The following is a 22,716-nucleotide window of genomic DNA, read 5'->3' on the forward strand; positions in this document are numbered from 1 at the left end:
CCCAGTCGGTCTGGTGGGCCGCCGGGGGACTGCCGAGTTGAACACTCAGAGTAATGGTTACGCATTGTCGTCACCAGGTCAAGGAGAGGATGCCTCCGCCACCACCCGGATGGCTGAACCGAACCTCCTGTTACCATCAAGTGGATTTCCTCGGTAAGCAGGAGATCGACATCCTTTAAGGACCCGTCCGGTGAGGCGGGGAAGGAGTCTGCCGTGGCGTCACGCCCTCGTGGCGCGGCGGAGCCAGGTGGCGAGCGCGAGCTGCTCTCCGCCGGCGACGTTGCGCGCACCATCGCCCGGATGGCCCACCAGGTCATCGAGAAGACCGCCCTCGGCGGCGGCCCGGGCGCACCGCCCGTTCTCCTGGGCATCCCGACCCGGGGCACCTCGCTCGCGACCCGGCTGGCCGAGCGCATCGGCGAGTTCTCCGGCGTCGAGCCCCCCACCGGTGCCCTGGACATCACCCTCTACCGCGACGACCTGCGCCGCCGTCCGACGCGGCCGCTCGCGGACACCACCCTGCCCGACAGCGGCATCGATGACCGGGTGGTGATCCTGGTCGACGACGTGCTGTTCTCCGGCCGGACCGTGCGCGCGGCGCTGGACGCCCTGCGTGATCACGGGCGTCCCCGGGCCGTGCAGCTCGCCGTGCTGGTCGACCGCGGGCACCGCGAGTTCCCGATCCGCGCCGACTACGTGGGCAAGAACATCCCGACCGCACGTGCCGAGGACGTCGCCGTGCTGCTGTCCGAAGTAGACGGCCGCGACGCGGTGCTGCTGCGGGAGGGGGAAGCGAAGGCATGAAGCACCTGCTGGCCACCGAAAACCTCGATCCGGACCTGGCGACCGCGGTGCTGGACACCGCCGACGGGCTCAAGCGCACGCTGCTCGGCCGCGAGGTCCGCAAGCTGCCGACCCTGCGCGGCCGCACGGTCGTGACCATGTTCTACGAGAACTCCACCCGCACCCGGGTCTCGTTCGAGATCGCCGGGAAGTGGATGAGCGCGGACGTGGTGAACGTCTCGGCCGGCGGCTCGTCGGTCGGCAAGGGCGAGTCGCTGCGGGACACCGCGCTGACCCTGTCCGCGGCCGGCGCCGACTGCGTCATCGTCCGCCACCCGGCCTCCGGCGCGGCCCAGCGCCTGGCCGGCTGGCTCGAGGGCACCGGCACCTCGGTCGTCAACGCCGGGGACGGCATGCACGAGCACCCCACCCAGGCGCTGCTGGACGCGGCCACCCTGCGGGACCGGCTCGGCGGGATCAAGGACCGGCGCATCGGCATCGTCGGCGACGTCCTGCACAGCCGGGTCGCGCGCTCCAACATCCACCTGCTGTCCGCGCTGGGTGCCGAGGTGGTGCTCATCGCGCCGCCGACGCTGCTGCCGGCCGGGGTCGGCGCGCTGCCGGTGACCGTCTCGCACGACCTGGACGCCGAGCTGCCTGCCCTGGACGCGGTGATGATGCTGCGCGTGCAGGCCGAGCGGTTGGCCGGCGCCGCCGGCCCCGGCGGCAAGTTCGCGGGGTTCTTCCCCTCGGCTCGCGAATACTCGATCGCCTACGGCCTGAACGAGGCGCGGCTGCGGCTGCTGCCCGAGCACGCGGTGGTGCTGCACCCCGGCCCGATGCTGCGCGGCATGGAGATCGCCTCCGCCGTGGCGGACGCGCCGTCCGCGGCGATCACCGACCAGGTCCGCAACGGGGTGCACGTGCGGATGGCCGTTCTCTACCACCTGCTCGCCGGAGAGGAAGACGCGAAGTGACCCAGGTTCTGATCAAGGGTGCCCGGCTCTACGGCGAGGGCGACCCGGTGGACGTCCTGGTCACCGGCGGCACCATCGCCGAAATCGGCGAAATCCAGGCACCCGGGGACGCCGAGGTGATCGAGGCCGGCGGCCAGGTCCTGCTGCCCGGCTTCGTCGACCTGCACACCCACCTGCGGGAACCGGGCCGCGAGGACACCGAGACCATCGAAACCGGCTCGGCCGCGGCCGCGCTCGGCGGCTACACCGCCGTGTTCGCGATGGCCAACACCGATCCGGTGGCCGACAACGCGGTGGTGGTCGAGCACGTGTGGCGCCGCGGCCGGGAGACCGGCCTGGTCGACGTGCACCCGGTCGGCGCGGTGACCGTCGGGCTCCGCGGCGAGCGGCTCGCCGAGCTGGGCACGATGGCGAAGTCGGCGGCCGGGGTGCGGGTGTTCTCCGACGACGGCCACTGCGTGCACGACCCGCTGATCATGCGCCGGGCGCTGGAGTACTCGACCGCACTGGACGTGGTGATCGCCCAGCACGCCGAGGAGCCCCGGCTGACCGTCGGCGCACAGGCCCACGAGGGCGAGAACGGTTCACGCCTGGGCTACGCGGGCTGGCCCGCCTCCGCCGAGGAGTCCATCGTCGCGCGCGACTGCCTGCTCGCCGAGCACGCCGGCGCGCGCCTGCACGTGTGTCACGTCTCCACCGCCGGCACCGCGGACGTGCTGCGCTGGGCGAAGGAACGGGGGACCCGGGTCTCGGCCGAGGTCACCCCGCACCACCTGCTGCTCACCGACGAGCGCCTGGCCACCTACGACCCGGTGAACAAGGTCAACCCGCCGCTGCGGACCGGCGGCGACGTGGCGAAGCTGCGGGCCGCACTGGCCGAGGGCGTCATCGACTGCGTCGCCACCGACCACGCCCCGCACGCGCCGCAGGACAAGGACTGCGAGTGGTCCGCGGCCCGGCCCGGCATGCTCGGCCTGCAGACCGCCCTCTCCGTGGTCGCCGCGACCATGGTGGAGACCGGGCTGCTGGACTGGCGTGGCGTGGCGAAGGTCATGAGCGAGCGGCCCGCGGAGATCGCCGGCCTGCCTGACCAGGGACGACCGCTCGCCGTGGGCGAACCCGCCAACCTGGTGCTGGTCGACCCGGGCGCACAATGGACCGTGCGGGGGGCGGAGCTGGCCAGCCTCGCCGCCAACACCCCGTACGAGGGAATGCGGTTGCCCGCCGTGGTGACCGCGACGATGTTGCGCGGGCGGGTCACGGCCCGCGAAGGGAAGATCTGCTGATGGACCGGTTGCTGCTCACCCTGCTGGTGATCGCCTGCTTCCTGCTCGCGCTGTGGGGGATGCGACGAAGCTGGCGGCGCCGCGCCCGGTCGCAGAGCGCCGTGCTGCCGCCGTTCCCGCAGAAGCCGGCCGAGCCGGGGGAGGAGCTGCTGCCGGAGGCCAAGGGCCTCTACGTGAGCACCACCACGGCCGGCAACTGGCAGGACCGGATCGTCACGCGCGGGGCCGGCCTGCGCGGCCGGGCGGTTCTGCGGCTCTACCCGGCCGGACTGGAGATCGACCGGGCCGGCGCGCCCGGGTTCTTCATCCCGCGGGAGTCCATTGTGGAGGCCGGAAGGTCGAACGCGATCGCCGGGAAGGTGATGGGCACCGACAGCCTGCTCGTCATCCGCTGGCGGCTCGGCGACGCCGAACTCGACACCGGCTTCCGCGGCGACGACCTCGATGTCTATCCACAGTGGATTCAAAGCTTGTCCGAACGAGAGATCAAGGGAGGGGCCCAGTGACCGTGGGCACCAGGACACCGGCCGCATTGGTGCTGGAAGACGGGCGGGTGTTCCGCGGATCGGCCTATGGCGCCCAGGGCCACACGCTGGGCGAGGCCGTGTTCTGCACCGGCATGACCGGCTACCAGGAGACGCTGACCGATCCGTCCTACCACCGCCAGATCGTGGTGCAGACCGCGCCGCAGATCGGCAACACCGGCTGGAACGACGAGGACGACGAGTCCGACCGCATCTGGGTGGCCGGCTACGTCGTGCGCGACCCGGCCCGGACCCCGTCGAACTGGCGCTCCCGCCGCACCCTCGACGAGGAGCTGGCACGCCAGGGCGTGGTCGGCATCAGCGGTGTGGACACCCGCACCCTCACCCGCCACCTGCGCGAACAGGGTGCGATGCGGGCCGGGGTCTTCTCCGGCGACGCGCTCGGCGCCGAGGACGCGATGGTGGCGCAGGTGCTGGCGAGCCCGCCGATGACGGGCGCCGACCTCGCCGGCGCGGTCACCACGAAGCAGCCGTACGTGGTGGCGCCGGAGGGGGAGCGGCGGTTCCGGGTGGCCGCGCTGGACCTGGGCATCAAGTCCAACACCCCGCGGCAGATGAGCCGCCGCGGCATCGAGGTGCACATCCTGCCCTCGACCAGCACGCTGGAGGACCTGCTGGCCGTCGAGCCGGACGGGGTGTTCCTGTCCAACGGCCCTGGCGACCCCGCCACCCAGGACCACGCGGTCGCGCTGACCGAGGAGGTCCTGCGCCGGGAGATCCCGCTGTTCGGCATCTGCTTCGGCAACCAGATCCTCGGCCGCGCGCTGGGGCTGGGCACCTACAAGATGCGCTACGGCCACCGGGGCATCAACATCCCGGTGATCGACGTGGCGACCCGGCGGGTGGCGATCACCGCGCAGAACCACGGTTTCGCCCTCGAAGGCGAGCCCGGGCAGCGGTTCGACTCGCCCTTCGGCACCGCGCAGGTGAGCCACTACTGCCCCAACGACGACACGGTGGAAGGCGTGCGCTGCGCCGACGTGCCGGCCTTCTCGGTGCAGTACCACCCGGAGGCCGCCGCGGGCCCGCACGACGCCGCCCCGCTCTTTGACGAGTTCGTGACCCTGATGGAGAAGAAGAGCCGCTGATGCCGAAACGTACAGACATCGAGCACGTCCTCGTCATCGGATCCGGGCCGATCGTCATCGGTCAGGCCGCCGAGTTCGACTACTCGGGTACCCAGGCCTGCCGGGTCCTGCGCGCCGAGGGCCTGCGGGTCAGCCTGGTCAACTCCAACCCGGCGACGATCATGACCGATCCGGAGTTCGCCGACTCCACCTACATCGAGCCGGTCACGCCGGACTTCGTGGAGAAGGTCATCGCGCACGAGCAGGCGCAGGGACGCCCGGTCGACTGCCTGCTCGCCACCCTGGGCGGGCAGACCGCGCTGAACACCGCCGTCGCCCTGCACGAGCGCGGGGTGCTGGAGAAGTACGGTGTCGAGCTCATCGGTGCCGACGTCGACGCCATCCAGCGCGGCGAGGACCGGCAGAAGTTCAAGGACATCGTCCGCGCCATCGGCGGTGACGTGCCGCGCAGCCGCGTGTGCCACTCGATGGAGGAGGTCCGCGACACCGTCGCCGAGCTGGGCCTGCCGGTCGTCATCCGGCCCTCGTTCACCATGGGCGGGCTCGGCTCGGGCATGGCGCACACCGACGAGGAGCTGGAGCGGCTGGCCTCGATCGGGCTGGCCGAGTCGCCGGTCACCGAGGTGCTGATCGAGGAGAGCGTGCTCGGGTGGAAGGAGTACGAGCTCGAGCTGATGCGCGACCGCCACGACAACGTGGTGGTGATCTGCTCGATCGAGAACATCGATGCGATGGGTGTGCACACCGGTGACTCGGTGACCGTCGCGCCCGCGATGACCCTCACCGACCGCGAGTACCAGCACATGCGCGACGTGGGGATCGCCGTGCTGCGCGAGGTCGGCGTCGACACCGGTGGCTGCAACATCCAGTTCGCGATCAACCCGCGCGACGGGCGCATGGTCGTCATCGAGATGAACCCGCGCGTGTCCCGCTCCAGCGCACTGGCGTCGAAGGCCACCGGCTTCCCGATCGCCAAGATCGCCGCGAAGCTCGCCATCGGCTACAGCCTCGACGAGATCCGCAACGACATCACCGGTGAGACCCCGGCCTCGTTCGAGCCGACCCTGGACTACGTCGTGGTCAAGGTGCCGCGGTTCGCGTTCGAGAAGTTCCCGGGCGCCGACCCGGAGCTGACCACCACGATGAAGAGCGTCGGCGAGGCGATGGCCGTGGGCCGCAGCTTCCCCGAGGCCCTGGGCAAGGCGCTGCGCTCGATCGACACGAAGGCGGCCGGGTTCTGGACCGTGCCCGACCCCGAGGGCGCCACCCTGGAGAACACGCTGGAGGCCCTGCGCACCCCGCACGACGGCCGCCTCTACGCGGTCGAGCGCGCCCTGCGCCTGGGCGCCACCGTGCAGCAGGTGTACGAGGCCAGCGGCATCGACCCGTGGTTCATCGACCAGATCGCGTTGATCGGCGAGATCGGTGCCGAGGTGCGCGACGCCCCGGTGCTGGACGCGCCGTTGCTGCGCGAGGCCAAGCGCGTCGGGCTGAGCGACCAGCAGATCGCCGCGCTGCGGCCGGAGCTGGCCGGCGAGGACGGCGTGCGCGCGCTGCGCCACCGGCTCGGGGTGCGCCCGGTGTTCAAGACCGTGGACACCTGCGCGGCCGAGTTCGCCGCGAAGACGCCGTACCACTACTCGGCCTACGAATCCGACCCCGCGGCGGAATCTGAGGTCTCACCGCAGCCGGACAAGTCGAAGGTGCTGATCCTCGGTTCCGGCCCGAACCGGATCGGTCAGGGCATCGAGTTCGACTACTCGTGCGTGCACGCCGCGCTGGCGCTGCGGGAGGCCGGGTTCGAGGCCGTCATGGTCAACTGCAACCCGGAGACCGTGTCCACCGACTACGACACCTCCGACCGGCTGTACTTCGAGCCGCTCACCTTCGAGGACGTGCTCGAGGTGGTCTACGCCGAGCAGCGCTCGGGCACGGTCGCCGGGGTGATCGTGCAGCTCGGCGGCCAGACCCCGCTGAAGCTGGCGCAGCGGCTGGCCGACGCCGGGGTGCCGATCGTGGGCACCTCGCCGGAGGCGATCAACCTGGCGGAGGACCGCGGCGCGTTCGGCGACGTGCTGGCCGGTGCGGGCCTGCCGGCGCCGAAGTACGGCACCGCCACCTCGTTCGAGGGCGCCAAGCGGATCGCCGACGAGATCGGCTACCCGGTCCTGGTGCGGCCCTCCTACGTCCTCGGCGGCCGCGGCATGGAGATCGTCTACGACGAGGCGTCCCTGGCCGGCTACATCCAGCGCGCCACCGAGGTGAGCCCCGAGCACCCGGTGCTGGTCGACCGGTTCCTCGACGACGCGATCGAGATCGACGTGGACGCCCTGTTCGACGGCGAGGAGCTCTACCTCGGTGGCGTCATGGAGCACATCGAGGAGGCCGGTGTCCACTCCGGCGACTCCTCGTGCGCGCTGCCGCCGATCACGCTCGGCCGCCAGGACGTCGAGGCGGTGCGCGCCTCCACCGAGGCCATCGCCCGCGGTGTCGGCGTGCACGGCCTGCTCAACGTCCAGTACGCCCTCAAGGACGACGTGCTCTACGTCCTGGAGGCCAACCCGCGTGCCAGCCGCACCGTGCCGTTCGTGTCCAAGGCCACCGGCGTCCAGCTGGCCAAGGCTGCCTCGCTGATCATGACCGGCTCCTCGATCAAGGACCTGCGCGCCCGCGGCGTCCTGCCGGCCGAGGGCGATGGCGGGCACCTGCCGATCGACGCGCCGGTCGCGGTGAAGGAAGCGGTCCTGCCCTTCCACCGCTTCCGCACGCCGGAGGGCAAGGGCGTGGACTCGCTGCTGGGGCCGGAGATGAAGTCCACCGGCGAGGTGATGGGCGTGGACACCTCGTTCGGCGAGGCGTTCGCGAAGTCGCAGGCCGGGGCCTACGGGTCGCTGCCCACCGCGGGCAAGGTGTTCGTGTCGGTCGCCAACCGGGACAAGCGGGCCCTGGTGTTCCCGGTCAAGCGGCTGGCCGACCTCGGGTTCGAGATCCTCGCGACCTCCGGCACCGCCGAGGTGCTGCGGCGCAACGGGGTGCCCAGCACGGTGGTGCGCAAGTACTCCGAAGGCAGCACGCCGGACGAGCCGAACGTGGTCGAGGTGATCACCTCCGGCGGCGTGGACATGGTGATCAACACCCCGTACGGCAACAGCGGGCCCCGCATCGACGGCTACGAGATCCGCACCGCCGCGGTGTCGCGGGACATCCCGTGCATCACCACGGTGCAGGGCGCCGCGGCCGCGGTGCACGGCATCGAGGCGCTTATCCGGGGTGACATCGGCGTCCGCTCGCTGCAGGACCTGCAGGCGGCGCTGCGGGCGAAGGCGTGACGGGGGCCGGGGCGTGACGGGTTTCGGTGCACGCCTGGTGGCGGCGATCGCCGCGCGCGGGAACCTGTGCGCGGGGATCGACCCCCACCCCGGGCTGCTCGACGCGTGGGGCCTGGACCGGGATGCCAACGGGCTGGAGAAGTTCGCCCTGACGGCGGTTGACGCGCTGGCGCCGGAGGTGGCCGTCGTCAAGCCCCAGTCGGCGTTCTTCGAGGCGTTCGGGCCGCCCGGCGCGGCGGTACTGGCCCGCGTGGTGGAACACGCGCGGGACCGCGGCGCGCTGGTGCTGCTGGACGTCAAGCGGGGCGACATCGGGTCGACGATGGCCGCCTACACGGCGGCCTACCTCGGTCCGGACGCGCCCGTCCGGGCCGACGCGATCACCGTCTCGCCCTACCTCGGGTTCGGTGCGCTGGCGCCGGCGCTGGGCACCGGCGAGGGCCTGTTCGTGCTCGCCCGCACCTCCAATCCGGAGGCCGGCGGGCTGCAGAACGCCTTGCTGGCCAACGGCAAGACCGTCGCGCAGTCGATTGTGGACGAAGCCGCCCGGTGCAACGCCGGTGCCGGCTCCCTCGGCGACGTCGGCGTGGTCGTGGGCGCCACCATCGACGACGGCGAACTCGACCTGGCCGGGCTCAACGGACCGGTCCTGGCGCCCGGTTTCGGGGCCCAGGGCGCCACTGTGGCCGATCTTCGGCGGCTGTTCGGTGCGGACCTGCCCGGGGTGCTGCCCGCGTCGTCCAGGGACGTGCTCAGGCACGGTCCCGACCCGGTGGCGTTGCGCGACGCGGTGCGCCGCATCCAGGCGAGCCTGACCGGATAGCGCCAATATCAGGTCCCTGTCCTGGAACCGAGCGACCACCCCCCGCATTGTGGCCGGTGGCGCGGGGTGGGTACCGTCGCGTCACCCACCCAGAATTTTGAGTACTACGGAGGAAAACGTGGCACTTCCCCAGCTGACCGAGGAACAGCGCAAGGCGGCGCTGGAGAAGGCCGCTGCCGCTCGTCGTGCCCGCGCTGAGCTGAAGGAGCGCCTCAAGCGAGGCGGCACCACGCTCACCGATGTGCTGAAGCAGGCCGACGAGGACGAGGTTCTCGGCAAGATGAAGGTCTCCGCCCTGCTCGAAGCCCTCCCCGGCGTCGGCAAGGTGCGCGCGCAGCAGACCATGGAGCGCCTGGAGATCGCACCGAGCCGGCGGCTGCGCGGCCTTGGTGACCGGCAGCGCAAGGCGCTGCTGGCCGAGTTCAGCGGCGAGTGAGCGACACCGGCAGCGACCGCGTCACCGGGGCCGGCGGGCATGCCGGCCCGGCGGCGCACCGTGAGCCGGCACCGGGCCAGGCGCGACAGGGGTCCCGGAGCCGGCTCACGGTCGTCTCCGGCCCGTCCGGGGTCGGGAAGTCCAGCGTGGTCGGCGAGCTGCGCCGGCTGGACCCGGACATCTACTTCAGCGTGTCGGTGACCACCCGGCCGCCCCGCCCCGGCGAGATCGACGGGGTGCACTACCACTTCATCGACCGCGCCGTGTTCGACAAGATGGTCGCCGCGGGCGAGCTGCTCGAGCACGCCGAGTTCACCGGCAACTGCTACGGCACGCCCCGCGAGCCCGTGGAACGGGCACTGGCCGAGGGCAGGCCCGCCGTGCTGGAGATCGAGCTCCAGGGGGCGCGGCAGGTGCGCGCGGCCATGCCGGACGCCCGGCTGGTCATGCTCATGCCGCCGTCCTGGGAGGAGCTGGTCGGCCGGCTCAAGGGACGCGGCACCGAGGGGGAGGCCGCCGTCACCGCCCGCCTCGCCGAGGCGGAGCGGGAACTCGCGGCGGCCGGCGAGTTCGACGTGCGGGTCGTGAACGCCGACGTCGGGGAAGCCGCGCGGCAGTTGTTAGACTTGCTGCGGGGAGACCACCGACTTCACGAAGAGAATTCAGGAGCATAAGCGCGTGACCGCATCGCTCGGCATCTACGGCGAGGAACTCGAGGGCATCACCAACCCGCCGATCGACGACCTCCTCGCGAAGGTCAGCTCGAAGTACGCGCTGGTGATCTACGCCGCGAAGCGCGCCCGCCAGATCAACGACTACTACGCCCAGCTCGGCGAGGGGCTGCTCGAGTACGTCGGCCCGCTCGTGGAGCCGGGCCCGCGCGAGAAGCCGCTGTCGATCGCGCTGCGCGAGATCCACGCCGGCCTGCTCGAGCACACCGAGGGTGAGTAAACCCCGCGTCGTGCTCGGCGTGGGCGGCGGGATCGCCGCCTACAAGGCCTGTGAGGTGCTGCGCGGGCTGACCGAGACCGGTCACGACGTCCGCGTGGTACCCACCGAGGCCGCGCTGAACTTCGTCGGCGCGGCCACCTTCGAGGCGCTGTCCGGGCACCCGGTGCACACCGGCGTGTTCACCGAGGTGGACCAGGTGCAGCACGTCCGCATCGGCAAGGAAGCCGACCTCGTGCTGGTCGTCCCGGCGACCGCGGACCTGCTCGCCCGTGCGGCCCAGGGCCGCGCCGACGACCTGCTCACCGGGACGCTGCTCACCGCGCGCTGCCCGGTCGTCTTCTTCCCGGCGATGCACACCGAGATGTGGGAGCACCCGGCCACCCGGGACAACGTGGCGCTGCTGCGGTCCCGCGGCGCCGTGGTCACCGAGCCCGCCGCGGGGAGGCTGACCGGCGCCGACACCGGCAAGGGTCGCCTGGCCGACCCGGCCGAGATCGTCGACCTGGCCCGGCTGCTGCTGGCCGCGCCGTCGGCCCTGCCGCGCGACCTGGAGGGCCTGCGCGTCGTGGTCTCCGCGGGGGGCACGCGGGAACCGCTCGACCCGGTCCGCTACCTGGGCAACCGGTCCTCCGGCAAGCAGGGTTACGCGCTGGCCCGCGTCGCCGCCCAGCGCGGTGCCGAGGTGACGCTCGTGACCGGGCACACCGCCGAGCTGCCCGAACCGGCCGGCGCCGAGCTGCGCCGGGTGTCCACCGCCGAGCAGATGCGCGAGGCCGTCCACGAGGCCGCCAAGGAGGCGGACGTCGTGGTGATGGCCGCCGCCGTCGCCGATTTCCGGCCCGCCACCCGATCCGGTCACAAAATCAAGAAAACCGACGACCGGCCCGATCCCGTCATCACCCTTTCCCGGAATCCGGACATTCTCGCGGAACTGGTCACGAATCGATTGCCGGGACAGGTCATCGTCGGTTTCGCCGCGGAAACGGGGGACGAGCACGGTAGCGTACTCGACCACGGCCGTGCGAAACTGCGGCGCAAGGGCTGTGACCTGCTGGTTCTCAACGCCGTCGGAGAGGGCAGGGCGTTCGAGGTCGAGGAGAACGCGGGGTGGCTGCTGGCCGCCGACGGCACCGAGCGACCTATCCCGCTGGGCTCCAAAACGCAACTCGCCGCCGCAGTGTGGGACGCGGTCGGGGAATTCATCAGGCACTGACCGGCACGTCTTACGCTGACGGCCGGAGGGACGAAGATTTGATGGGATGTGAGCGTGGTGACCGCGTCTAACCGCAGGTTGTTCACTTCGGAGTCGGTGACCGAGGGGCACCCGGACAAGATCTGTGACGCCATCAGCGACTCGATCCTGGACGCCCTCCTGGCCAAGGACCCGCGCTCCCGCGTCGCGGTCGAGACGCTGATCACCACCGGCCAGGTGCACGTCGCCGGCGAGGTGACCACCGAGGCCTACGCCGACATCCCGACCATCGTGCGCGAGCGGATCCTCGACATCGGCTACGACTCCTCCGCCAAGGGCTTCGACGGCAACTCCTGCGGGGTGAACGTCGCGATCGGGGCGCAGTCCCCGGACATCGCCCAGGGCGTGGACGCCGCCTACGAGGCGCGCGTGGAGAACGCCATCGACGACATCGACCGGCAGGGCGCCGGCGACCAGGGCCTGATGTTCGGTTACGCCTGCTCCGACACACCCGAGCTGATGCCGCTGCCCATCGCGCTGGCCCACCGCCTGTCCCGGCGGCTCGCCCGCGTGCGCAAGGACGGCGTGCTGCCCTACCTGCGCCCGGACGGCAAGACCCAGGTCACCATCGAGTACGCCGGTGACCAGCCGGTGCGCCTGGACACGGTCGTGGTGTCCACTCAGCACGCCGACGGTATCGACCTGGAGACCATGCTCGGCGTCGACGTGCGCGAGCAGGTCGTGCGGCCCGAGCTGGCCGAGCTGGACCTCGACCACGGCGACGTGAAGCTGCTGGTCAACCCGACCGGCCGGTTCGTCATCGGCGGTCCCATGGGCGACGCCGGGCTGACCGGCCGCAAGATCATCGTCGACACCTACGGCGGCATGGCCCGGCACGGTGGTGGCGCGTTCTCCGGCAAGGACCCGTCGAAGGTGGACCGGTCCGCGGCCTACGCGATGCGCTGGGTCGCCAAGAACGTCGTCGCCGCAGGTCTCGCCGGGCGGATCGAGGTGCAGGTCGCCTACGCGATCGGCAAGGCGTCGCCGGTCGGCCTGTTCGTGGAGACCTTCGGCACCGAGACGGTCGACCCGGCCAAGATCCAGGCCGCCATCACCGAGGTGTTCGACCTGCGCCCGGCCGCGATCATCCGCGACCTGGACCTGCTGCGCCCGATCTACGCCGCCACGGCCGCGTACGGCCACTTCGGCCGCACCGACCTCCAGCTGCCGTGGGAGAACACCGACCGCGCCGACGCGCTCCGGTCGCTCGCCGGGGCCTAAGGAGATGCCGCGACTGGCCTGCGAAGCGGTGCGGGTGGCGGAACCTCAGACGTCCCCTCGCTGTGGGATCGCCTCCTCATGAATGCCAATTCACCACGTCGGCGCTGTCCTCGCGAGGGAACGTCTGAGAACCCGCGGCGGTGCCGGCTGCGTAGGTGGTGAGGAGCGGCTACTGCCGCTTCTCCAGGACCCGGGCGCGTCTGGTAGAGAACAGTGGTGACCTCGTCCGACGCGCTCTGGGAGCTGCCCGCCGCCGCGCCACCCCGGCGCGCCGCGGCGAAGCGTCCCGCGTCCCGGAAGGGGCAGCAACGGCCGGCGGAGCAGGACCCGATCGCGCGGGTCGTCGTCGACGTGCCGCTGGCGCACCTGGACCGCACGTTCGACTACCAGGTGCCGGACAAGCTCGACGCCGACGCGGTGCCCGGCTGCCGGGTGCGGGTGCGGTTCGCCGGGCAGCTGGTCGACGGGTTCCTCGTCGAGCGCGCCGCCACCACCGGGCACCGCGGCCGGCTGGCGTTCCTGGAACGGGTCACCTCGCCCGAACCGGTGCTGTCCCCGACGTTGTACGCGCTGGCCCGCCGCGTCGCCGACCACTACGGCGGCACGCTGATGGACGTGCTGCGGCTGGCGATCCCGCCGCGCCACGCCAAGGCCGAATCCGAGCCGGCCGGTGCACCGGTGCGGATCACGCAGGCGCCGCCGACGGAGGCGTGGCAGCGCTACCAGTTCGGCGCATCGTTCACCGACGCCCTCCGCGCCGCCCGCCAGGCACACGCGGTGTGGCAGGCGCTGCCGGGGGAGGACTGGCCGGCGCGGCTGGCCGAACTGGCCGCCCTCGCCGCGGCGAGCGGCCGGGGCGCGCTGCTGGTGGTGCCCGATCACCGCGACCTGACCCGGGTGCACGACGCCTGCGCGCGCGTCGCCGGAGCGGACGCGGTGGTCGCGTTGTCGGCGGACACCGGGCCGGCCGAGCGGTACCGGCGGTGGCTCGCCGTGTCCCGCGGCTGCGTGCCGATCGTCGTCGGGACCCGCGCGGCCATGTTCGCACCGGTCGCCGACCCCGGCCTGTTCGTGGTGTGGGACGACGGCGACGACCTGCACGTCGACCCGCACATGCCCTATCCGCAGGTGCGGGACGTGCTGGCGCTGCGGGCGCACGCGCAGGGCGCGTCGTTCGTGGCCGGCGGGTTCGCCCGGACCGCGGAAGCGCAACTGCTGGTCGAGACGCGCTGGGCGCACCCGGTGATCGGCTCGCGCGACGAGCTGCGCAAGGCCGCCCCGCGCGTGACCCCGGTCGGGGAGGACTTCGACGTGGCGCGGGACGAGGCGGCACGCGTGGCGCGGCTGCCGTCGGTCGCGTTCGAGGCGGCACGGCAGTCCCTGTCCGCCGGGGCGCCGGTACTGGTCCAGGTGCCGCGCCGCGGCTACGTGCCCGCGCTCGCGTGCGCGCAGTGCCGCACGCCCGCCCACTGCCGCCGCTGCGCCGGCCCGCTCGGGCTGCCGGGCGGCGCGGGTGCCGACGTCGCGCACCCGCCGAGCTGCCGGTGGTGCGGCACACCCGAGGCCCATTTCCGGTGCCCGGCGTGCGGTTCGGCCCGGCTGCGGGCGGTGGTGGTCGGCGCGAAGCGGACCGCGGAGGAGCTGGGCCGGGCCTTCCCGGGGACCCCGGTGCGGACCTCCGGCGCCCGGGAGGTGCTGGCGGCCGTTCCCGGCCGCCCCGCCCTGGTGGTCGCGACCCCCGGGGCCGAGCCGGTCGCCGAGGGCGGTTACGGCGCGGCGCTGCTGCTGGACGGGTGGGCGCTGCTCGGGCGGCAGGACCTGCGGGCGGCCGAGGAGACGCTGCGCCGGTGGATGGCCGCCGCCGCCCTGGTGCGCCCCGCCTCCGCCGGGGGCCGGGTGATCGTCGGCGCGGAAGCACCGCTCGCGCCGGTGCAGGCCCTGGTGCGGTGGGACCCGGCCTGGCACGCCGAACGCGAACTGGCCGAGCGGCGCGAGCTGGGTTTCCCGCCGGCCGTGCGGATGGCGAGCGTGGAGGGCACGCCCGAGGCGGTGGCGGCGCTGCTCGAGGAGACCGAACTGCCGTCGTCGGCGGAGATCCTCGGCCCGGTGCCGCTGACCGAGCCCGACGAGGAGGGCCGCTCGGAGCGGGAACGCGCCCTGATCCGCGTGCCGCGTGGCGAGGGCCGCGCCCTCGCGTCCTGTCTGGCCGCCGCGCAGGCCACCCGCGCCGCGCGCAAGGAAACCGCCGCGGTGCGCATCCAGCTCGACCCGCTGGCGCTGATCTGAGCCGTCCGCCCCGCCGGGGTCCGGTTGAGTGAATGACCGAAACCGGGCAGGATGCGGCGAATGCGTACTCTGCGTGTCATCGCGGTTCTCGCCAGTGCTGTTCTGCTCGCCCCTGGTGTCGCCTACGCCGAGCAGGCACCGCCCAGACAACCGGTCGCCACCGGGTTCGGTGGTGCGGTGGCCAGCATCGACCCCGACGCCACCGCGATCGGCACCCAGGTGCTGCGCGAGGGCGGCAACGCGGTCGACGCGGCCGTCGCCACCGCCGCGGCCCTCGGCGTCACCGACCCGTTCTCGGCCGGCATCGGCGGCGGCGGGTTCTTCGTGTACTACGACGCCCGCACGCACCAGGTCCACACCCTCGACGGCCGGGAGACCGCCCCCGCCACCGCCGACGAGAACCTCTTCGTGGAGAACGGGCAGCCGATCCCGTTCGCCGAGGCCGTCACCAGCGGCCTGTCCGTCGGTGTCCCCGGCACGCCGGCCACCTGGCAGGACGCGCTGCGCGAGTGGGGCACCCGGCCGCTGAGCGAGATGCTGCGCCCGGCTGCCCGCCTGGCCCGCGACGGGTTCACGGTGGACGACACCTTCCACACGCAGATCGCGGAGAACGCGGCGCGGTTCGCCGCGTTCCCCAGCACCCGGGAGCTGTACCTGCCGGGCGGCGCACCGCCCGCGGTCGGCAGCCGGTTCACCAACCCCGACCTGGCCACCACCTACGACACCGTGGCCCGCCAGGGCGCCCGCGCCTTCTACCACGGCCCGATCGCCGACGAGATCGCCGCAACCGTCCAGCACCCGCCGGTCGATCCCGCCTCCGGGCTGAACGTCCGGCCGGGCAAGCTGACCGCCGACGACATCGCCGCCTACCGCACGGTCGAGCGCGAGCCCACCCACACCCGCTACCGCGGCCTCGACGTCTACGGCATGCCCGCCCCGTCCTCCGGCGGTCTGACCGTCGGCGAGGCGCTCAACATCCTGGAGAACTTCGACGTCGCCCGGTTCTCCGAGTCCGACTACCTGCACCACTTCCTGGAGGCCAGCCGGTTCGCCTTCGCCGACCGCAACCGCTGGATCGGCGACCCGGCGTTCGTCGACGTCCCGTCCCGGCAGCTGCTCAGCCAGCGCTTCGCGGACAGCCGGGCATGCCTGATCAACCCCGGCCGCGCCGCCACCGGCACGGTGCCCGCCGGCGACCCGCGCCACCCGCAGCCGTGCGCGACGGGCCCCGCGGCGCCCACGCCGTACGAAGGTGAGAACACCACCCACCTGACCGTCGCCGACAAGTGGGGCAACGTCGTCGCCTACACGCTCACCATCGAACAGGAAGGTGGCAGCGGGATCGTGGTGCCCGGCCGCGGCATCCTGCTCAACAACGAACTGACCGACTTCTCCTTCACCCCGGTCACCCCGGGCGTGCCCGACCCGAACCTGCCCGGCCCCGGCAAGCGCCCGCGCTCGTCGATGGCGCCGACGATCATCCTGGAGCACGGCAAGCCGTTGGTGGCGGCCGGTTCGCCCGGCGGGGCGACGATCATCACCACCGTGCTGCAGGTGCTGCTCGGCCGGCTCGACCGCGGTCTGACCCTGGAACAGGCGATCGCCGCGCCGCGCGCCTCGCAGCGCAACTCCGGGCCGGCCCAGGTGGAGCCCGCGTTCCTCGCGCTGCGCGCGGCGTCCGACCTGCGGGCGCGGGGCCAGCAGTTCTCGTCGTCCCCGGCGGAGATCGGGGCCGCCACCGGCGTGGAACGCCTGCCCGACGGCCGGTGGCTGGCCGCCGCCGAGCCGGTGCGCCGGGGCGGGGGAGCGGCCCAGGTCGTACACCCCGCACCCTGACCGCAGCATCCCCGAGCGGCAACCACACCGCCGCAACCGGCCAACACTCAAGCCGGAGCGGCCAACACACCGCAGCAACGGGCCAACACGCGAGCCGGAGCGGCAAACACGCGAGCCGGAGCGGCCAACACGCCGCCGGGACCGGCGAACACGCCGGTGGCGGGCGTGTTTGCCGCTCCGCGCGCCGTGTTTGCCCTTCCGGGCAGCGTGTTGGCTGCTGCGGGTGGTGAGTTGGCCGGCCCGGGCGCCGTCGTCGGCGGTGACGGGCGGGGTGATCCGCCCGGACGGGCCACCCGGGCCGGTCATTAGACTGGGGTCGATGCCGACCCCTCCCACACCCGCCACCGAGGTGCGTTGATGCGCCTCGTCTTCGCCGGTACCCCCGAAGCCGCCGTGCCGTCGCTGCGGGCGCTGCTCGACTCGCCGCGGCACGAGGTCGCCGCGGTCGTCACCCGGCCCGACGCGCCGGCCGGCCGCGGCCGCAAGCTCGTCCGCTCCCCGGTCGGCGCGCTCGCCGACGAGCACGGCATCGAGGTGCTCACCCCGCCCAAGGCGGGCGACCCCGGGTTCCTCGCCCGGCTCGCCGAGCTGGCCCCGGACGCGTGCCCGGTCGTCGCCTACGGTGCGCTGCTGCCGCAGCGGGCGCTGGACATCCCGCGGCACGGCTGGATCAACCTGCACTTCTCGCTGCTGCCCGCGTGGCGCGGTGCCGCGCCGGTGCAGGCCGCGATCCGCGCGGGCGACGAGATCACCGGCGCATCCACCTTCCGCATCGTCAAGGAGCTCGACGCCGGCCCGGTCTTCGGTGTCGTCACCGAGAAGATCGCCGCCGACGACACCGCCGGCGCGCTGCTGGAGCGCCTCGCGATCTCCGGCGCCCGTCTCCTGGCGTCCACTCTGGACGGCATCGAGGACGGTGTGGTCCAGGCGGTGCCGCAGCCCGCGGACGGCGTCACCTACGCCCCGAAGGTCGCCGTCGAGGACGCCCACGTCTCGTTCACCGAGCCGGCCGCCGCCGTGGACCGCCACATCCGTGCGGTCACCCCCGATCCGGGCGCGTGGACCGGGTTCCGCGGCGAACGGCTCAAGCTCGGCCCGGTCACCGTCGTCGACGAGCCGGCCCTCGAACCCGGTGAGCTGCGCGTGGAACGCAAGCGCGTCCTGGCCGGTACGGCCACGAAACCGGTGCGGCTGGGCGAGGTCCAGGCGCAGGGCAAGAAACGCATGGCGGCCACGGACTGGGCCCGCGGCACCCGCATCGAGCAAGGAGAACGGCTGTCATGAACGAGCGCAGGCCCTCGCGGCCGCAGCGCGGACGCCCGGCGCCCCGCAAACCGGGCCCGCGCCGCCCGCCGGCCGAGGACCCGGCGCGCCGCGTCGCGCTGGACGTGCTGCGCGCCGTCCGCCAGCGCGACGCCTACGCCAACCTCGTGCTGCCGGACATGCTGCGCCGGCACCGGTTGTCCGGCCGCGACGCCGCACTGGCCACCGAGCTCGCCTACGGCGCCTCCCGCGCGCAGGGCATGCTGGACGCGATCATCGCCGCGTGCCTCGACCGCCCGCTGGACAAGGTCGACGGCCCGGTGCTGGACTGCCTGCGGCTGGGCGCCTACCAGTTGCTGCGCACCCGCATCCCGGAGCACGCCGCGGTCACCTCGACTGTCGACCTGGCCCGCGCCGACGCCGGGTCGCACGTGGCCGGGTTCGTCAACGCCGTCCTGCGCAAGATCTCCGAGCAGGACGAGGACGCGTGGATGGCGCAGCTGACCCCGGACCGCGAGCAGGACCCGATCGGGCACCTCGCCATGCGCACCGCGCACCCGCGGTGGGTGGCCCGGGCGTTCGCCGAAGCGCTCGGCGACAAGGGCGACGACCTGCAGGCGGCGCTCGAGGCCGACGATGCCCGTCCGGCCGTGCACCTGGCGGCCCGGCCCGGTGAGATCAGCGCGGACGAGCTCGCCGCCGTCACCGGTGGGGACGTTGCGCCGTACTCGCCCTACGGGGTGCACCTGCCCACCGGGGCCGGTGACCCGGGCGACTCCGAGCCGATCCGGGAACGGCTGGCGGTGGTGCAGGACGAGGGCAGCCAGCTGTGCGCGCTCGCTCTCACGCGGGTGCCGCTGGCCGGTTCCGACGAACGCTGGCTCGACCTGTGCGCCGGCCCCGGCGGCAAGGCCGGGCTGCTCGGCGCGCTCGCCGCGACCCAGGGCGCGCACGTCGACGCCGTCGAGCAGGCGCCGCACCGGGCCAGGCTCGTCGAGCAGGCCACCGAGGGCCTGCCGGTCACCGTGCACGTCGCCGACGGGCGTGATTCCGGGCTCGACCCGGGTTTCGACCGGGTCCTGGTCGACGCGCCGTGCAGCGGCCTGGGGGCGCTGCGGCGCCGCCCCGAGGCGCGCTGGCGCCGCAAGCCCTCCGACGTGCCGGACCTGACCCGGTTGCAGGGCGAGCTGCTCACCGCGGCGCTGGACCTCACCCGCTCCGGCGGGGTGGTGGCCTACGTGGTCTGCTCACCGCACCTGGCCGAGACCGAGGGCGTGGTCGGCGAGATCGCCCGCCGCAGCAAGGCCGAGGTGCTCGACGCGCGCGAGTTCTTCCCGGGCGTGCCGCAGCTGGGCGACGGGCCGTACGTGCAGCTGTGGCCGCACCGGCACGGCACGGACGCGATGTTCTGCGCCGTGCTGCGCAAGCCGTGACGGTCCTCGGGCTGGTCGGCAGCGCGTGCGGGGGACTGGACACCAGGTTCCGCGCCGAGCTGGCCGCGCCGGCGGTGGCCCGCGGCTGGCGGCCGGCGATCACCCTGACCCCCACCGCGCACCGCTGGCTGGACGCCGCCGGTGAACTCGACGGGCTGGCGGCGCTGACCGACCTGCCGGTGCGGTCGGTGTCGCGGCTGCCCCGAGAACCGCGCCCGCACCCCGACCCGGCGGTGTTCCTGTTCGCGCCCGCCTCGGCCAACTCGATCGCCAAGCTCGCGCTCGGCATCGCGGACAACCAGGCGCTCACCGTGCTCGGTGACGTGCTCGGCGATCCGGGCGTCACGATCGTCGCCGGCTACCAGGTCCAGGACAGCCGGCTGCGGCATCCGGCGTGGTGCCGCCACCTCGCCGTCCTCGCCGAAGCCGGCGTGCGGGTGGAGCGTCTCGAGTACGGAAAGCCCTGGTCGGCCGTGCTGGACCTGCTCCCGGCGTCCACAGGATGAGTGCGCCCGAAGCGGCGCGGGCGCACGATCTACACTCCGGAACCGTGGCCCACCGACCTCTCATCGCGCCCAGCATCCTGTCCGCCGACTTCGCCCGTCTCGGCGAGGAGATCCGCGCCGTCGCCGGTGGCGGTGACACCCGGGCCGACTGGGTTCACGTCGACGTCATGGACAACCACTTCGTGCCCAACCTGACGCTGGGCCTGCCGGTCGTGCAGTCGCTGCTCAAGACCACCGACATCCCGCTGGACTGCCACCTGATGATCGAGGACCCGGACCGCTGGGCCATCGGGTACGCCGAGGCGGGCGCGCACAACGTCACCGTGCACGTCGAGGCCGCCGCGGACCCGGTCATGCTGGCGAAGAACCTGCGGGCCGCGGGCGCGAAGGCCGGCCTGTCGATCAAACCGGGCACCCCGCTCGAGGACCACCTCGAAACCCTCAAGCACTACGACACCCTGCTGGTCATGTCGGTCGAGCCCGGCTTCGGTGGCCAGTCGTTCATCCCGGACGTGCTGGCCAAGGTCCGCACCGCCCGGCGCCTGGTGGACACCGGTCACCTGAAGCTGCTCGTCGAGATCGACGGCGGGATCAACGCCGACACCATCGAGCAGGCCGCCGAGGCCGGGGTGGACTGTTTCGTCGCCGGCTCCGCCGTCTACGGCGCCGGGGACCCGGGCAAGGCCGTCGCGGCCCTGCGCGAACGCGCCGCGAACGCCGGCGCGGCACACTGACACCGACAAGGAGGCGCGCGCCAGTGTTCACCGGCATCGTGGAGGAGCTCGGCGAGATCATCGCGGTCGAGCAGGTTCCGGGCGCCGCGCGGCTCACCGTGCGCGGGCCCGTGGTGACCTCGGACGCCAAGCACGGCGACTCGATCGCCGTCAGCGGGGTGTGCCTGACCGTCGTCGACGTGTCCGGCGCCGAGTTCACGGTCGACGTGGTGCACGAGACGTTGCAGCGCTCCCGGCTCGCGAAGATCGCGGTCGGTGACCGGGTGAACCTGGAGCGCGCGACCGCGGTCGGCGACCGGCTCGGCGGGCACATCATGCAGGGTCACGTCGACGGCACCGGGGTGTTCCTGTCCCGCGACGCGGTGGGCCTCACCCGGTTCGCGCTGCCCGAGGGGTTGTCCCGTTACATCGTGGAGAAGGGCTCGATCGCGGTCGACGGCATCTCGCTGACCGTGACGAGTGTGACGAACGACGAGTTCTCCGTGGCGCTGATTCCGACCACACTGGAGCTGACCACCCTCGGCCGTGCCGCGCCGGGTGATCTGGTGAACCTCGAGGTCGACGTGCTCGCCAAGTACGTGGAGAAGCTCGCGACGCCCCATCTGCCCGGCCGCACGGAGGACACTGGAGCCGGGGCAGGCTCGAAGGAGGACGCGTGAGCAGCGCAGGGACGCCGTGCGGGGCGGGGGTGCCGGTCGATGCCGCCGGTATCGAGAAGGCGATCGCGGACATCGCCGCCGGCCGGCCGGTGGTCGTCGTCGACGACGAGGACCGCGAGAACGAGGGCGACCTGATCTTCGCCGCCGAGAAGGCGACGCCGGAACTGCTCGCGTTCATGGTGCGCTACACCTCGGGCTACGTCTGCGTGGCGCTCACCGAGGGGGACTGCAACCGGCTGGACCTCCCGCCGATGTACCACACGAACCAGGACCAGCGGGGCACCGCGTACACCGTCACCGTGGACGCGGCCGACGGCATCACCACCGGCATCTCGGCCGCCGACCGGGCGCACACGATCCGGCTGCTGGCCGACCCGAAGTCGCAGGCGAGCGATTTCCGCCGGCCCGGGCACGTGGTGCCGCTGCGGGCCAAGGAGGGCGGCGTGCTGCGCCGCCCCGGGCACACCGAGGCGTCGGTCGACCTCGCTCGCATGGCCGGCCTGCACCCGGCCGGTGTGCTGTGCGAGATCGTCTCCCAGAAGGACGAGGGGGACATGGCGCGGCGGGAAGAGCTGGAGATCTTCGCCGCCGACCACGACCTGCAGATCATCACCATCGCCGACCTGATCGCCTACCGGCGCCGGCACGAGAAGCAGGTCGAGCGGGTCGCCGAGGCGCGCATCCCGCTGGCCGCGGGCGAGTTCCGCGCGGTCGGCTACGACAGCCTGCTCGACGGCATCGAGCACGTCGCGTTCGTCTACGGCGAGATCGGCGACGGCGAGGACATCCTGGTGCGCGTGCACTCCGAATGCCTCACCGGCGACGTGTTCGGCTCGCTGCGCTGCGACTGCGGCCCCCAGCTGGAGGCCGCGTTGCAGATCGTCGCCGACGAGGGCCGCGGCATCGTCCTCTACATCCGCGGGCACGAGGGTCGGGGCATCGGCCTGCTGCACAAGTTGCAGGCGTACCAGCTGCAGGACCTCGGCGCGGACACGGTGGACGCGAACCTGGCGCTCGGCGTGCCGGCGGACGCGCGTGACTACGGCACGGGCGCGCAGATCCTGTGCGACCTGGGGGTGCGGTCGATGCGGCTGCTGACCAACAACCCGGCCAAGCGGATCGGCCTGGAAGGCTACGGCCTGACGATCACCGGCCGCGTGCCGCTGCCGATCTCGCCGAACCCGGAGAACCTGCGCTACCTCCGCACGAAGCGGGACCGGATGGGACACGACCTGTCCAACCTGGAGGAGTTCGACCAGGTCGGCGCCGACCTGGAGGCGCGGAACGGGAACGGTGCGGCACAGTGAG

Annotated in this window: 20 protein-coding genes; all 20 read left to right on the forward strand. The window is 72.9% G+C overall.

All coding sequences use genetic code 11. From position 1 onward, the window contains the following. Positions 1–213 precede the first annotated feature (213 nt). A complete protein-coding gene (pyrR, locus tag FHX46_RS12380; RefSeq protein ID WP_167107860.1) occupies positions 214–804 on the forward strand; it encodes a bifunctional pyr operon transcriptional regulator/uracil phosphoribosyltransferase PyrR in 591 nt (196 codons plus the stop codon). Beyond that, complete coding sequence (locus FHX46_RS12385; protein WP_167107863.1) at positions 801–1,760, forward strand: aspartate carbamoyltransferase catalytic subunit; 960 nt, start codon at positions 801–803, stop codon at positions 1,758–1,760. Before pyrR ends, FHX46_RS12385 begins: the two co-directional genes overlap by 4 nt. After that, complete coding sequence (locus tag FHX46_RS12390) at positions 1,757–3,046, forward strand: dihydroorotase (RefSeq protein ID WP_167113460.1); 1,290 nt, start codon at positions 1,757–1,759, stop codon at positions 3,044–3,046. The genes FHX46_RS12385 and FHX46_RS12390 overlap by 4 nt, the downstream gene beginning before the upstream one ends. After that, entirely contained in the window at positions 3,046–3,552 is a 507-nt protein-coding gene (locus FHX46_RS12395; protein WP_167113462.1) for a PH-like domain-containing protein, read from the forward strand. The genes FHX46_RS12390 and FHX46_RS12395 overlap by 1 nt, the downstream gene beginning before the upstream one ends. Then, positions 3,549–4,679, forward strand: coding sequence for a glutamine-hydrolyzing carbamoyl-phosphate synthase small subunit (gene carA, locus FHX46_RS12400; protein WP_167113464.1), 1,131 nt, complete (start codon positions 3,549–3,551; stop codon positions 4,677–4,679). Before FHX46_RS12395 ends, carA begins: the two co-directional genes overlap by 4 nt. After that, a complete protein-coding gene (carB, locus tag FHX46_RS12405; RefSeq protein WP_167113466.1) occupies positions 4,679–8,008 on the forward strand; it encodes a carbamoyl-phosphate synthase large subunit in 3,330 nt (1,109 codons plus the stop codon). Before carA ends, carB begins: the two co-directional genes overlap by 1 nt. Positions 8,009–8,021: 13 nt before the next feature. Beyond that, positions 8,022–8,831 carry an orotidine-5'-phosphate decarboxylase gene (pyrF, locus tag FHX46_RS12410; protein ID WP_167113468.1) on the forward strand — a complete coding sequence of 270 codons (810 nt, stop codon included), beginning with the start codon at positions 8,022–8,024 and terminating at the stop codon, positions 8,829–8,831. A 118-nt stretch (positions 8,832–8,949) separates the two neighbouring features. Next, complete coding sequence (mihF, locus tag FHX46_RS12415) at positions 8,950–9,267, forward strand: integration host factor, actinobacterial type (RefSeq protein WP_017983071.1); 318 nt, start codon at positions 8,950–8,952, stop codon at positions 9,265–9,267. Further along, complete coding sequence (gene gmk, locus FHX46_RS12420; protein WP_167113470.1) at positions 9,264–9,941, forward strand: guanylate kinase; 678 nt, start codon at positions 9,264–9,266, stop codon at positions 9,939–9,941. The genes mihF and gmk overlap by 4 nt, the downstream gene beginning before the upstream one ends. 4 nt (positions 9,942–9,945) lie before the next feature. Continuing rightward, complete coding sequence (gene rpoZ, locus FHX46_RS12425; RefSeq protein WP_017983069.1) at positions 9,946–10,218, forward strand: DNA-directed RNA polymerase subunit omega; 273 nt, start codon at positions 9,946–9,948, stop codon at positions 10,216–10,218. Further along, the gene (coaBC, locus tag FHX46_RS12430) at positions 10,211–11,431 is read left to right on the forward strand and encodes a bifunctional phosphopantothenoylcysteine decarboxylase/phosphopantothenate--cysteine ligase CoaBC (protein ID WP_313886111.1); all 1,221 of its coding nucleotides are present in this window, start codon (positions 10,211–10,213) and stop codon (positions 11,429–11,431) included. The genes rpoZ and coaBC overlap by 8 nt, the downstream gene beginning before the upstream one ends. A gap of 57 nt (positions 11,432–11,488) precedes the next feature. Next, a complete protein-coding gene (gene metK, locus FHX46_RS12435; RefSeq protein ID WP_167113472.1) occupies positions 11,489–12,691 on the forward strand; it encodes a methionine adenosyltransferase in 1,203 nt (400 codons plus the stop codon). Between the two features lie 216 nt (positions 12,692–12,907). Beyond that, positions 12,908–14,977, forward strand: coding sequence for a primosomal protein N' (locus FHX46_RS12440; protein ID WP_167113474.1), 2,070 nt, complete (start codon positions 12,908–12,910; stop codon positions 14,975–14,977). Positions 14,978–15,037: 60 nt separating this feature from the next. Next, on the forward strand, positions 15,038–16,813 hold the full coding sequence (ggt, locus tag FHX46_RS12445; RefSeq protein WP_208400123.1) for a gamma-glutamyltransferase: 1,776 nt from the start codon (positions 15,038–15,040) through the stop codon (positions 16,811–16,813). Between the two features lie 357 nt (positions 16,814–17,170). Next, the gene (gene fmt / locus FHX46_RS12450) at positions 17,171–18,097 is read left to right on the forward strand and encodes a methionyl-tRNA formyltransferase (protein ID WP_167113478.1); all 927 of its coding nucleotides are present in this window, start codon (positions 17,171–17,173) and stop codon (positions 18,095–18,097) included. Beyond that, entirely contained in the window at positions 18,094–19,509 is a 1,416-nt protein-coding gene (locus tag FHX46_RS12455; protein WP_167113480.1) for an RsmB/NOP family class I SAM-dependent RNA methyltransferase, read from the forward strand. The genes fmt and FHX46_RS12455 overlap by 4 nt, the downstream gene beginning before the upstream one ends. Beyond that, a complete protein-coding gene (locus tag FHX46_RS12460) occupies positions 19,506–20,015 on the forward strand; it encodes a flavoprotein (RefSeq protein WP_167113482.1) in 510 nt (169 codons plus the stop codon). Before FHX46_RS12455 ends, FHX46_RS12460 begins: the two co-directional genes overlap by 4 nt. A gap of 44 nt (positions 20,016–20,059) precedes the next feature. Continuing rightward, positions 20,060–20,749: a ribulose-phosphate 3-epimerase gene (gene rpe, locus FHX46_RS12465; RefSeq protein WP_167113484.1), complete on the forward strand. Its 690-nt coding sequence runs from the start codon at positions 20,060–20,062 to the stop codon at positions 20,747–20,749. A gap of 23 nt (positions 20,750–20,772) precedes the next feature. After that, on the forward strand, positions 20,773–21,408 hold the full coding sequence (locus FHX46_RS12470) for a riboflavin synthase (protein ID WP_167113486.1): 636 nt from the start codon (positions 20,773–20,775) through the stop codon (positions 21,406–21,408). 29 nt (positions 21,409–21,437) lie between these two features. Next, positions 21,438–22,715: a bifunctional 3,4-dihydroxy-2-butanone-4-phosphate synthase/GTP cyclohydrolase II gene (locus FHX46_RS12475; RefSeq protein ID WP_167121434.1), complete on the forward strand. Its 1,278-nt coding sequence runs from the start codon at positions 21,438–21,440 to the stop codon at positions 22,713–22,715. Position 22,716: the final 1 nt, after the last annotated feature.

The sequence above is a fragment of the Amycolatopsis viridis genome, from assembly GCF_011758765.1.
In the GTDB taxonomy this organism is placed as follows: Bacteria; Actinomycetota; Actinomycetes; order Mycobacteriales; family Pseudonocardiaceae; genus Amycolatopsis_E; species Amycolatopsis_E viridis.

Coding starts and splice junctions, on each gene's coding strand:
- FHX46_RS12385 (WP_167107863.1), top strand. CDS start 801: ATGAAGCACCTGCTGGCCACCGAAAACCTCGATCCGGACCTGGCGACC.
- carB (WP_167113466.1), top strand. CDS start 4,679: ATGCCGAAACGTACAGACATCGAGCACGTCCTCGTCATCGGATCCGGG.
- FHX46_RS12455 (WP_167113480.1), top strand. CDS start 18,094: ATGAACGAGCGCAGGCCCTCGCGGCCGCAGCGCGGACGCCCGGCGCCC.
- ggt (WP_208400123.1), top strand. CDS start 15,038: ATGCGTACTCTGCGTGTCATCGCGGTTCTCGCCAGTGCTGTTCTGCTC.
- fmt (WP_167113478.1), top strand. CDS start 17,171: ATGCGCCTCGTCTTCGCCGGTACCCCCGAAGCCGCCGTGCCGTCGCTG.
- FHX46_RS12395 (WP_167113462.1), top strand. CDS start 3,046: ATGGACCGGTTGCTGCTCACCCTGCTGGTGATCGCCTGCTTCCTGCTC.